Origin of the sequence: Clostridium mediterraneense (genome assembly GCF_900091705.1) — a bacterium.
In the GTDB taxonomy this organism is placed as follows: Bacteria; Bacillota; Clostridia; order Clostridiales; family Clostridiaceae; genus Sarcina; species Sarcina mediterraneense.
In genome coordinates this window covers 2,145,283-2,158,266 of record NZ_LT594785.1, presented here as the reverse complement: position 1 = coordinate 2,158,266, position 12,984 = coordinate 2,145,283, and the positions used below count along the sequence as shown (strand labels likewise).

Genomic DNA, 12,984 nt, shown 5'->3' with positions numbered 1-12,984 from the left:
TATATGAGAGATTTTATGAATGTTTTAGCTGTACCTAAAATTAATGAGCTTAGAAAAATTTCAGATTCTTTTGATTTTAAAAAAGGTGAGATTTTTAGAGGGAGAATAATAGATATATCTAATGATAAAAGTACTATCACTATAAAAACAGTAGATGGACTTGAAATCTTAGCTAATTTAGAGGGCGATTTAGAAGAGCTTTTAGATGAATTAGTAAAATTTGAAGTTATAGACTTTGATAATTCTAAATTGAATTTAAAGCTTATAAAAAGTGATGGTAACTTTAATAAACATTTAGTACAAAACCCTCTTGATGAAATCTTAAAGAAGCTTTTTCTAAGCTGTGATAAAAAAGAAATCTTAGAAAGTATGCTTAAGTTTAATATTCCTCTAACTAAAGAAAAAGTTGAAGAAGTTAATAATCTAATTGAGTTTAGAGATAAATCTATTAAAAGTGAAAAGTTTATAGATAATTTTATAGATAGATATTTAAATTCTAGGGATATTTCTAATGATAATATAAAAAAAGAATTTACCACATTAAAGCTTCAAAATTTCTTTGTAAAATTTAAAGAGCTTTCTAATGATGAAATATTAACATTTTTAGAAAACAATATAGAATTTAATGAAAATAATATAGATAGTTATAATAAGTTATTTAAAGATGATATGAAACTCTTTAAGAGTCTTTTAGAAATTGATAAAACCTTATCTAAAGAAGTTTTAGTAGAAAATAAAAGTACTGAGAAGCTTAATGGTGAAACTTCATTTAATAATATAAAATTAAATGAGGACATAAGTAAGTTTATTAATGAAATAGATATTGATGAATTAGATGTAGATATTAAAAATATTTTAGATAAACTTACAGTTACTTCATCTAAAGAAGAGATAGAAGGTTTATTGAATAATATTAAAGATTTATTTTCAGCTAAGACTGATTTATCAAATACAGATTTAAAGCTGTATAAGTTTATAGAAAAATTAGTTGGTGATTTAGATACAAAGGAGAACTTAAATATTAAGGACTATGAAAATATTAATTCTAAGCAAAGTTTTGATAGTGAAGTGTTAAAGTCAGTTAAAAGTGAAAAAGTTTTAAATGACGAATTTGTAGAAATCTTTAGAGATTTTAAGGAAATTAAATCATCTATTAATAATAGACAAGAACAGATGAAGGAGATAATAAGAAATTTATCAGAGAAGCTTATAGGAGAATCAAAATTAGCTGATAGTATTGTTTCTATTTTAAAACCGCATATTAATGATTTTAAGCTATTTAATGATATGGGCAAAGAATATTATTATTTAGATATTCCAGTAAAGCTAAGAGAGGATGAATATCCTTGTAAGCTTATAATAAAAGATGATAGAAAACAGGGAAGAAAAATAGATTCAAAAAACATAAAAATAGTCGTAAATGTTAAAACTATTAATTTAGGAGAGATAGATGCTCTTATTAGGGTTAGTAATAAAAATTTAACTGTTGATTTTAAGGTTGAGAATAAAGGTATTGATGTATTAAAGAAAAATAAAAAGAAGCTTGAGATTGCTCTTGAACAATTAGGATATATAGCTTATATTTTTGTTAGTGAAAAAATTGAAGAGGGCGATATTTTAACTAACTATAGAGAATTCTTTAATAATGAAAATACTTTAAAGCTTGATAGAAAGGTTTAGGGGGATTTTATGAATCAAAGAAGAAAGGCAGCAGCTTTAAAATATCAAGAAAGTTTTAATGCACCAGTTGTTTCTGCACAGGGGATGGGAAATATCGCTGATAAAATAATAGAAACTGCAAAAGAAAATGATGTTCCTATAGTCTATAATAAAGAACTTACAGATTTACTTTGTAATGTAGATGTTGGGGAAGCAATACCATATGAATTATATGATGCAGTTGCTGATATTATAGCTTATATAACAGATTTAGATAAAAGAGATTAAGAAAGGATTGATAATATATATGGCATTATATGCTATTTCAGATTTGCATCTTGCTTTAAACGTTGATAAGCCAATGGATATATTTGGTGAAAAATGGAATAAGCATCATGAAAAGATAAAAGAAAATTGGTTGAAAGTAATTAAGGAAGAGGATACTGTTTTAATAGCAGGGGATATCTCATGGTCTATGGCTAAAGAAGATAGTAAGTCAGATCTTGAGTGGATACATCAGCTGCCAGGTCAAAAAATGCTTATAAGAGGTAATCATGATTACTGGTGGAGCAGTATAACTAAATTAAATGCATTATATGATGATATGCATTTTATACAAAATAATTTTTTCAATTATGAAGATTGGGCAATCTGTGGAACAAGAGGTTGGAATATTGAAAGTTCTGAAAGAAAATTTACAGAACACGATAAAAAAATATTTGAAAGAGAAAAAATAAGATTAAGATTATCTTTAGATAAAGCTAAAAAAGCTGGATATGAAAAAATAATAGTCATGATTCATTATCCACCTACTAATGAAACTTTAAAAGATTCTGAAATTATAGATATCTTTAAAGAATATGGAGTTTCTAAAGTTATTTATGGACATTTGCATAATGCTAATCCTAAATGGGTTTTAAATACTGAAAGAGACGGGATAGAATATTTACTGACAAGTTGTGATTTTATAGATTTTAATCCTATAAAGATATTAGATTAATAAAGGCATATAGCAACTAATTTTAGTATAACATTATTTACTAAATTTAGTTTATAAAAGATTTTATTTTTGATATAATTATAAATTGGAAATATGTAAAAGAGGGTGCATGCGATGGCTATAAAGAATTGGAAGCAATTTTTAACTCCGTATGAACAAGCGGTAGATGAACTTAAAGTTAAGCTTAGGAGTATAAGAAAAGAATATAGAAGGCAGAATGAGTATTCACCCATAGAATTTGTAACTGGGAGAGTTAAGGAAGTTTCTAGCATTTTGGAGAAGGCTAATAAGTATGATATTCCTATAAACAGAGTACAAAATGAAATGGAAGACATAGCTGGTATAAGAATAATGTGCCAGTTTGTTGATGATATTGATAAAGTAATAGAAATAATAAGAGAAAGAAAAGATATGACAATTATCTATGAGAAGGATTATATCAGAAATGTTAAATCAAGTGGTTATAGAAGTTATCATGTTGTAATTAAATATCCTGTAAATATGGCAACAGGTGAAAAAATAATACTTGCAGAGTTTCAAATAAGAACTTTAGCTATGAACTTCTGGGCAACAATAGAACATTCATTAAATTATAAATATAAAAAAAATGTACCAGAACATATTAAGTTTAAGCTTAAGAAGGCTGCTGATGCTGCTTTTATGTTAGATGAAGAAATGCTTGAAATAAAAGATGAGATAATGGATGCTCAAAAGTTATTTGAAATTAAATCTGAAATAATAACAAGTGTTATAAATGGAATTTTAACACTTATTTCTCTTGGTAAGTTTGCAGAATCTTCAAGATATCAATCAAGATTAAATAAACTTATTGAAGGTGGAGAAGTTTGGGAGTTAAATAATTTACTTAAATCTATTCAAAGAGATATTGATAAATATAAATAGAAAAAAAGCAGAGACAAAAATCTCTGCTTTTTTATATTAGCAACCGCTACAGCTTCCACATCCACCTTCTGATTCAATAAAAGGTTTTAATGCAAGACCATTTAGACCACTTTCTTCTGTTGAAAGGATCTTAAATCCACCAAAATCATCTATTAAACTTTCTTCAATTATAAATGTTATATCATTTATTTTTTCTGTTATATCATTTTCTAATGCAGAATCTACACTTATATTAAATGCTGGACCACTACATCCATATCCAGCTAATTCTATTCTAATATTATAATCTGTTATTTCATTTTCATCTAAAAAAGCTTTGAACTCAGCATAAGCTTCTTCACTTATTATAACTTTTTCCATTTTAAACACCACCTTATTAAAATTTAGCTAATTTTATAATTAATTAGCTAAGGTAATTATAATTATATAACAATACGGGATAAATTCAATAGAATTTAATAAAAATATCATCTAAAATACTCTTAATAAATTTGTCAGTAAAATCATATCTAAAAATATTTAAATTTTATGTATAAACATAGTGAAAAATGAAGAAGAAAAATTCTTTTAAAATATGTAAAATAATGGTAAAATTAAGCTTGTAAATTACAAGGAGGCGATATGGTGAGTGCAAAAATAAATAATTTAAGAAGTTTTAAAAAAGAACACTTTGAAATAATAAAAGAACTAAGTCTTCTTGGTGCTCATATGCTAATGGAAACAAATAAAGAGCTTACTGAAAAACAGGAAGAAGCTTTATTTAGCTTAATCTCAAGATGTGGAAATGAAATAATAAATGATGATGGGGAACTAGATTATAATTATAATATAGATATAAAAATAATAGAGCAATATAATGAAATAGCTTTTTGGAGAGAACTTGCTAAAAAAATGGCCGCTAGAGATACATTAGAGGCATTAGGAGAAGAAATTAATGAAAATAACTTTAGTAAGTTTGAAGAATATAAAAATAAATGTGAAAGAAATTATATTGAGAAATTTAAGCTTTCAGAATCATATCTTAATTTAAAAAATAAAAAGTATGGTATTAATTTTGATAATAAATTTTTACCATATTAATTATTATATATTGGTGAAATAATGGGACTTTAATCGATAAATATAGTATAATGTAAAATAAATTGTTTCTACATAGAGAAATAATGTTATAATTATGTTTATGAATAAGTTATCGAACATAGAAGAGGAGCAAGAATTATGACACCATATAGTGCAGAATACTGCGAGAATAAGATAAGGGAATATAAGAATTACATAAAAGAACAAAGTTTTAAAGATATTTCTATATCATATGGCGAAGTAAAAAAGGTCACAGACGGGTACATCTACAAAAGAAGAAAGCAATTAAAAGAAAGCCCAATTGAATTAAAAATTAAAGATAAGCTTATAATGGAAATTTCAGTTAGAGAAGTGCAAGGGTGCTTTGAAGCAATTAAAAAAGCAAAGGGCAGATGTGGTGTATTAGGTTTAGGATTAGGTTTCTATGTTGAAGAAATATCTAAAAAAGAAGAAGTAACAGAGATTTTAGTTTATGAAAATAATAGAGATATTATAGAAATTTATAAGAATAATTTTAAGAATAACCCTAAAGTTAAAATAATTGAAGGGGATGGATTTAAGGCAGATAGAGAAAGTTTTGATTTCTTCTTTGCTGATATATATTCATATGAAATAAATGAAAATGTAGCTATTGATTATGGAAAATTAATAGAATTACATGATATAGATGAATATTCATTCTTTGGATTAGAGAAATTTTTATTAAGTTGTCCTATGGAAGAATTATTATGGGTATACTTACCAGATGAGTGGCTTGATATGAGTAAAGGTACATTTAATAATGTAGAAAAAATAAATCAAGTTAAAAACATAAGAAAAATTAAGAGAAATGAAGCATCTAGAGTTCTTGCAAAATTTAAGGAAATTCTAAATTAAATAAAATAAAAGGGCTATCTCACAATACCAAGCTGTGGTATTGTGAGATAGCCTTTTATGGTTATATCTATTTAAGAATATTTTATATTTTACTTTTAAAATAAAGCTTGATGTAAATTAGTAATAGGAAGAAGTTTGATAGAATTTTATGTAGAATATTAGTATAAGTTATATGTGAATGTAGATAAAGATTTAAAAAAGTTATACAATGATAACAAGAATTTATTTAAAGATTAATTGATATGATAATAATGAAATTTATAATAGAGTTTTAGATAAATTCAATTAAATCTATACGAAGGAGAAAGTAAAATGTTTAAACCAAGGTTAGTTTCTATGCTAAGGGGGGAACATGGTAATTTTACTAAGACACAATTAAAAAATGATTTAAAGGGTGGATTAAATGCAGCTATAATATCTTTACCAGTAGCTATAGCTTTAGGAATATCATCTGGTATTTCACCTAAAATGGGTATTTTTACAGCTATTATTGGTGGATTAATAGCAGCCATATTTGGAGGAAGTGGAGTTCAAATTACTGGAATAACAAGTGGATTTGTTCTTATATCCTTTAGTCTTATTAAACAATATGGAATTTCTGGTCTTGCTATTGCAACAATTATGGGAGGAATAATTTTAATTGTTTTAGGATTTTTAAAAATGGGTTCAATAATAAAATACATACCTTATCCTGTTACAGTGGGCTTTACAACAGGAATAGGAATACTTTTAATAACAACAGAAGTACCAAGCTTTTTAGGATTAAGAGTAAATAATCTTCCTGATGATATTATAGGAAAATGGATTGCATATATACAAAATATAAAAACTATAAATATAGCAGCATTAGCAATAGCTATATTAGCAGTATTAGTGGTACTTTTTTGGCCTAAAATAAATAAAACTATCCCAAGTTCTTTAATGGCTATATTAGTAACATCACCTATAGTTTTATTTTTACATTTAAATGTAAGTACCATAGGAAGTTCTTTTGGAAAAATATCATCTTCTATTCCAATGCCTATGATTCCACATATTACACTTCCTTTAATAGTTAAACTTATAGAACCAGCAATAACTATTGCTTTAATAGGATCAATAACATCTTTATTAGCAGCTTTAGTTGGTGATGGACTTTCAGGAGAGAAACATGATTCAAATACAGAGTTAATAGCTCAAGGTTTAGCATGTATAGGTACAGCTTTATTTGGTGGAACACCAGTTGCTGGAGTTGTGTCTAGAACTACAGCGAATTTTAAATATGGCTCAAGAACACCTTTTGGAGCAATATTTAATTCTATTTTCCTATTTTTAATAATGATTTTTCTAATGCCATTAGCAGAGTATATACCTTTATCAGCATTATCAGGAATAATTATGATTTTAGGATATAATATGCTGAAAATAAAAGTATTTAGAGATTTATTAAAAGGACCTAAAATAGATTTTATTTTAGCTATAACTACAGCTATTTTAATACCTCTTACAAGTATACCTATAGCAGTTGGAGTAGTAATGATTATTGCTATGGCTGATTTTATGAGAAGAATGTCTAAAGATTTAGAAATAAAAGAGATAAAGAGTGAACCATTAAAAAATTTAAATATCTCACAAGATATATTAGTTTATGAAATAAAGGGAACTTTATTTTTTGGAACTGTAGAAATAATGATGAATGCTTTAGATCAAATAGAAGAAAATGATATTAAGGTTTTAATTTTAAGATTAAAAAATATAAGCAATATAGATGCTACTGTTATAAATAAAATTGAAGTAATAAGAAATAGATGTAATAAAAAAGGAATAAAAGTTATTTTAAGCGGATTGAATGATTCTAATAAAAATATATTAGAAAATAAGGGCTTTTTAACAGCTACTGATGTAGCTGAAGCAGTGGAACTAGCAAATAAAATAAAATAATTTTAATAAAAATAAGATGTAGTTTAAAACTATATCTTATTTTTTATAAAAGAAGGACTATCTTAAAGTTGAATAAATTACTCTTTAGAGATAGTCCTTTTATCTTTAAATAGCATAATACTATTTAAATTTTTCTATGTCTTCTTATATAGAAGGTGATTTTATTATTTTACAACTATATTTACAAGTCTTCCCTTAATAACTATAACTTTAACTATAGTTTTTCCAGCTGTTGCTTCTTTGATTTTTGTATCTTCAAGAGCAGTAGTCTTGATTGCTTCTTCATCAAGTCCTGAAGCTACCATTATTTTATTTCTTATTTTTCCATTAACTTGTATAGCTATTTCAACTTCATCTTTAACAAGTAGAGCAGGATCGAATTTTGGCCATTCTGTGTTAAATACTGAGTATTCATTTCCAAGAAGGCTCCATTGTTCTTCAGCAAAGTGAGGAGCAAATGGTGCTATTAATTTAATGTAGTCTTCTACAGTAGCTTTTAATAACTCTAAGTTCATTTCCTTTTGTTGTGTATACTTTGATAAAGCATTAATGAATTCCATCATTCTAGCTATGGCAGTATTGAATTGAAGCTTATCTGCATCTATTCCAACTGACTTAATTGTATTGTGTCTCCAGAAGTTAAGTTCTTTTTCAGCAGCATCTATTGTTGTTTTATTATTTGAACCATTCTTTATAGCTTCTCTTGCTATATCAAGATTTCTTTCAATTTTTTCAACAAATCTATGAACTGACTTAATTCCTTCATCACTCCAAGCTCCACCTTCTGTGTAAGCAAAACCAAACATTAGGTACATTCTAAATACATCAGCACCATATTCATTTATATATTGGTCTGGAGAAATAGTATTTCCTTTTGATTTACTCATTTTAAGTCCATCTGGTCCAAGAATTAATCCTTGGTGAGTAAGTGACTTAAATGGTTCATCAAAGTTTAGGTACCCCATATCTCTTAAAGCTTTTGTTATAAATCTAGCATAAAGAAGGTGCATTGCTGCGTGTTCTGGACCACCAACATATTTATCAACAGGTAACATTTTATTGATTAATTCTGTATCAAATGGTTTATCAGCATTTTTGTTATCTGGATATCTTAAATAATACCATGATGAACAAACAAATGTATCAAGAGTATCTGTTTCTCTCTTAGCTGGTTTTCCGCAACAAGGACAAGTTGTATTTACAAATTCTTCTGACTTAGCAAGTGGTGATTTACCATCTGGTGCAAATTCAACATCATAAGGTAATTTAACAGGTAAATCTTTTTCAGGTACTGGAATAGTTCCACAATCATCACAGTAGATTATAGGAATAGGTGCTCCCCAATATCTTTGTCTTGATACAAGCCAATCTCTTAATCTATAATTTACTTTTTCTTCTCCAAGATTATCTTTTGCAAGTTTTTCAACTATTTTAACTTTAGCTTCAGCAGTTGTTAAGCCATCAAATTCTCCTGAATTTACAAGAACTCCATGTTCAAAGAATGGAACTTCTGTTTCTTCACCAGCTTTAGCAACTATAACTTGCTTTATTGGAAGATTGAACTTTGTAGCAAAAGCATAATCTCTTTCATCATGAGCTGGAACAGCCATAACAGCTCCTGTACCATAAGTTGCAAGAACATAATCTGCTATCCATATAGGAACTTCTGTACCTGTTATAGGATTTATAGCATATGATCCAGAGAATACTCCAGTTTTTTCTCTTGAAATTGATTGTCTTTCAATATCTGATTGTTTTTTAGCTTGTTCTTTGTAATCTTCAACAGCAGCTTTTTGTTCAGCAGTTGTGATACTATCGACTAATGGGTTTTCAGGTGCTAAAACAACATAGCTAACTCCACATAAAGTATCAGCTCTTGTTGTAAATACATTGAAGCTTAAATCTGAGTCTTTAACTTTAAATGTAACTTCAGCTCCAGTTGATTTACCTATCCAGTGTTTTTGGATTGCAACTGTTTTTTCTGGCCAATCAAGTCCATCAAGCTTTTCAATAAGTTCATCAGCATATTCAGTTATTTTAAAGAACCATTGAGTAAGGTCTTTTTTAGTAACTTCCGTGCTACATCTTTCACATAGACCATCATGAACTTGTTCATTTGCAAGAACAGTTTGACATGAAGGGCACCAGTTAACAGGAGCTTTCTTTCTATAAGCAAGATCTTTGTTTAATAATTGTAGGAATAACCATTGAGTCCACTTGTAGTAATCTTCAGAACAAGTAGTTAAAGTATTTTCCCAGTTAAACATAGCTCCCATAGCTTTAAGTTGAGCTGTCATTGTTTCAATATTTTTGTATGTTGAGTCTTTTGGGTGAATTCCTGTTTTAATGGCAAAGTTTTCAGCTGGAAGACCAAAAGCATCAAATCCCATTGGTTGGAATACATTGTATCCTTGCATTCTTTTTAATCTTGCCCATGAATCAACAGGTCCATAGTTAAACCAATGTCCTGCGTGTAATTGACTTCCTGAAGGGTAAGAGAACATTTCTAAAACATAAAGTTTTTCTTTATCACTATTTGTATCAAATTTATATAGACCAGTTTCTTCCCATTTATCTTGCCATTTCTTATCAATGGATGTATTGTAGTTTCCCATAAAAAAATCCTCCTATATATATATTTATTTTTTTATTTTATTAATAAAATAGTTAACAATAAAAAAAGCCCCTCATCTCAACTAAGAGACGAAGGGAATCGCGGTACCACTCTTATTAGAAAATAAAAAATATTTTCTCACTCAAATGCTATAAGGGTGCAACCCTATGTGTTTTGCACATAAGCTCATAGGTAAGTTCATATTTTTGTACCACTGTGTTACAGCAAACCACAGCTCTCTAAAGGCTACAAGTGAATACTACTACTCCTAATCAAAGCTTTTTTTATATTAATTATTGATATAGAAAATTATAATTAACTTAAATTAGAAAGTCAAGATATACATTTAGTTAAATTATGTTTGTGGGTAAGACTTTTTTATTAATTAAGTAAAGGAAATATATTTAACAAATTATGCTTAAAGTGAATATGATATTTTAACAAATAAAAAAAGCTTGACTTTAATTTGAACAAGAGTATAATAAAAACTAAAATTGGAATTAATTAGAAATTTAGGAGGCAATTATGTTTAATCAAATAGGTAAAAATTTTGTAGGATATTTTTATAGCTTTTATTATAGCCTAAGCTTTTACTTTAGCATGGCTCTATTTTGTTATAAAAAAATAAATAAATTTTACCTAATGAGGGGATAAATATAATTGACTCTATATTAATATTGGCAAAACGGGCATATTGTTTTAAAATAAGACTCATTAGAGAGAGTCTTATTTTTTTTACTTTATAATCAAAAATATAATATAAAATAAATATCGTATTAGTTTCAAATAATCAGTATCAGTTTTAAAAAATAAATATAAATTAAAAAATAAAGTGAAAGATTTAGGAGGATGATTAGTTATGATAGTAATTTTAAAACAAAAAACACCAGAACAAGAGGTAAAGAAATTAATAGATAAAATTCACAGTTTAGGAGTAGACGTACAAATGATAAATGGTCAAGAAAAAAATATATTAGGAATTATAGGAGATACAAGTAAAGTAGATCCATCAAAAATTGAAGCAAATAAAAATGTAGAAAAGATAATGAGCGTTCAAGAGCCTTATAAAAAGGCAAATAGATTATTCCACCCAGAAAACTCAATATTCAATATTAGTGGGAGAGAAATTGGTGGAAAGAAACTTGCTTTAATAGCTGGACCTTGCTCAGTTGAAAGTGCAGAACAAGTAACAGGAATAGCTAAAGCAGTAAAAGAAATAGGAGCTGGATTCTTAAGAGGTGGTGCATTTAAGCCAAGAACTTCACCTTATAGCTTCCAAGGACTTGAAGCAGAAGGTTTAGAACTTTTAAAGCTTGCAAGAAAAGAAACAGGACTTCCAATAGTTACTGAAATAATGTCAACAAGTATGATTGATAAGTTTGTTGATGATGTTGATGTTATCCAAGTTGGAGCAAGAAATATGCAAAACTTTGACTTATTAAAAGAGCTTGGAAAAACAGATAAGCCTATTTTATTAAAGAGAGGTTTATCAGCAACAATAGAAGAACTTTTAATGTCAGCTGAATATATAATGGCTGGAGGAAATGAAAGAGTTATACTTTGTGAAAGAGGAATTAGAACTTTTGAAACTTACACAAGAAATACTTTAGATTTAAGTGCTATTCCAGCAATTAAAAAGCTTAGTCACTTACCAGTAATAGTAGACCCAAGTCATGCTGCAGGTAAAGCATGGATGGTTGACCCATTATCAAAGGCTGCTGTAGCAGTAGGAGCTGATGGACTTATAATAGAAGTTCACAATGATCCAGCCAATGCTTTATGTGATGGACAACAATCAATAAAACCATCAGAATACGAAAAGCTTATTGAAGAACTTAGAGTAATAGCTAAAGCAGTAGGAAGAGAAATATAATGAGAAGTTTAAGAGTTTCTATACCAGGAAAGGAATATGATATTTTAATTAAGAAAAATCTTAGAAAAGATTTTTCAAAATATATAAAAGAAGTTTTTGCTGGAAATAGAATAGTTGTTATAACTGATACTAATATAGAAGCTATTTACTGCAATGAATTAAAGGAGCAATTAGAGCTTGCAAATTATGAAGTAAAATTTATTGCTATTAAGGCAGGGGAGAAAAGTAAAAACTTTTCTTCACTCCTTCCTATATATAATGAGCTTTTAGATTTTAGATTAACAAGAAGTGACTTGATTATAGCTTTTGGTGGTGGAGTTGTTGGAGACCTTGCTGGTTTTGTAGCATCAACATTTTTAAGAGGTATTGATTTTATTCAAATTCCAACATCACTTTTAGCACAAGTTGACTCAAGTGTAGGTGGAAAAGTTGCTGTAGATTTAGATAGAGGAAAAAATCTTGTTGGAAGTTTCTATCATCCAAAGAGAGTTTTAATAGATACTGATATTTTAAATACTCTTGAAGAGAAATATTTTAATGATGGATTAGGTGAAGTTATAAAATATGGACTTATTAAGGATAAAGATTTATTTAGTAAATTAGAATCCTTTAGAGATAAAAAAGAACTTAAAGAAAATATAGATGAAATTATATTTACTTGCTGTGATATAAAAAGACAGGTTGTAGAAAATGATGAAAAAGATAAAGGTGAAAGAATGCTTTTAAACTTTGGTCATACTTTAGGTCATGCTATTGAGAATTTCTATAATTATGAAACTTTTAGTCACGGTGAAGCAGTTGGGATAGGAATGTATCAAATATCTCTTATTAGTGAAAATATAGGACTTACTAATAAAGGAGTAGCTCTTAAAATAAAGAGTATTTTAGAAAAATATAATCTGCCAGTTAGTGCGGATGTTGAAAATAATAAGCTTATTGAAGCAATAAGACTTGATAAGAAGAATATTAATGATAATTTAAATGTAATTTTATTAAAAGATATAGGAGAAAGTTTTATATATAAGACTGATTATAAATTTTTTGAGTAGGAGGTATTAT

The 12,984-nt window shown here is 27.5% G+C and carries 11 protein-coding genes and 1 other annotated feature; of the genes, 9 read left to right on the top strand and 2 right to left on the bottom strand.

Annotated features, from left to right (window positions below; genetic code table 11):
- Positions 1-3 precede the first annotated feature (3 nt).
- The 4 genes from fliK (at position 4) to BN8917_RS11960 (ending at position 3,562) form a co-directional block, all read left to right on the top strand.
- A complete protein-coding gene (gene fliK, locus BN8917_RS11975) occupies positions 4-1,680 on the top strand; it encodes a flagellar hook-length control protein FliK (RefSeq protein ID WP_066874704.1) in 1,677 nt (558 codons plus the stop codon).
- A 9-nt stretch (positions 1,681-1,689) separates the two neighbouring features.
- Complete coding sequence (locus BN8917_RS11970; RefSeq protein WP_066874703.1) at positions 1,690-1,947, top strand: EscU/YscU/HrcU family type III secretion system export apparatus switch protein; 258 nt, start codon at positions 1,690-1,692, stop codon at positions 1,945-1,947.
- A 19-nt stretch (positions 1,948-1,966) separates the two neighbouring features.
- A complete protein-coding gene (locus BN8917_RS11965) occupies positions 1,967-2,659 on the top strand; it encodes a metallophosphoesterase (RefSeq protein ID WP_066874702.1) in 693 nt (230 codons plus the stop codon).
- Between the two features lie 114 nt (positions 2,660-2,773).
- Positions 2,774-3,562 carry a GTP diphosphokinase gene (locus tag BN8917_RS11960; protein WP_066874701.1) on the top strand — a complete coding sequence of 263 codons (789 nt, stop codon included), beginning with the start codon at positions 2,774-2,776 and terminating at the stop codon, positions 3,560-3,562.
- Positions 3,563-3,598: 36 nt separating this feature from the next.
- On the opposite strand, the gene BN8917_RS11955 is transcribed toward BN8917_RS11960, so the two are convergent.
- On the bottom strand, positions 3,599-3,922 hold the full coding sequence (locus BN8917_RS11955; protein WP_066874700.1) for a HesB-like protein: 324 nt from the start codon (positions 3,920-3,922) through the stop codon (positions 3,599-3,601).
- A 261-nt stretch (positions 3,923-4,183) separates the two neighbouring features.
- On the opposite strand from BN8917_RS11955, the gene BN8917_RS11950 reads away from it, so the two are divergent.
- The 3 genes from BN8917_RS11950 (at position 4,184) to BN8917_RS11940 (ending at position 7,438) form a co-directional block, all read left to right on the top strand.
- Positions 4,184-4,642 (top strand): hypothetical protein, encoded by a 459-nt coding sequence (locus BN8917_RS11950; protein WP_141668665.1) that lies wholly within the window; start codon positions 4,184-4,186, stop codon positions 4,640-4,642.
- 138 nt (positions 4,643-4,780) lie between these two features.
- Positions 4,781-5,518 (top strand): hypothetical protein, encoded by a 738-nt coding sequence (locus tag BN8917_RS11945; RefSeq protein WP_066874697.1) that lies wholly within the window; start codon positions 4,781-4,783, stop codon positions 5,516-5,518.
- A 312-nt stretch (positions 5,519-5,830) separates the two neighbouring features.
- A complete protein-coding gene (locus BN8917_RS11940; protein ID WP_066874696.1) occupies positions 5,831-7,438 on the top strand; it encodes a SulP family inorganic anion transporter in 1,608 nt (535 codons plus the stop codon).
- A 164-nt stretch (positions 7,439-7,602) separates the two neighbouring features.
- On the opposite strand, the gene leuS is transcribed toward BN8917_RS11940, so the two are convergent.
- Entirely contained in the window at positions 7,603-10,053 is a 2,451-nt protein-coding gene (gene leuS, locus BN8917_RS11935; RefSeq protein WP_066874695.1) for a leucine--tRNA ligase, read from the bottom strand.
- Positions 10,054-10,134: 81 nt separating this feature from the next.
- Positions 10,135-10,337, bottom strand: a binding site (T-box leader).
- A gap of 574 nt (positions 10,338-10,911) precedes the next feature.
- On the opposite strand from leuS, the gene aroF reads away from it, so the two are divergent.
- Both aroF and aroB read left to right on the top strand, forming a co-directional pair.
- Entirely contained in the window at positions 10,912-11,925 is a 1,014-nt protein-coding gene (gene aroF / locus BN8917_RS11930; RefSeq protein WP_066874694.1) for a 3-deoxy-7-phosphoheptulonate synthase, read from the top strand.
- Positions 11,925-12,974, top strand: a complete 1,050-nt coding sequence (gene aroB / locus BN8917_RS11925) for a 3-dehydroquinate synthase (RefSeq protein ID WP_066874693.1) — start codon at positions 11,925-11,927, stop codon at positions 12,972-12,974. Before aroF ends, aroB begins: the two co-directional genes overlap by 1 nt.
- Positions 12,975-12,984 lie beyond the last annotated feature (10 nt).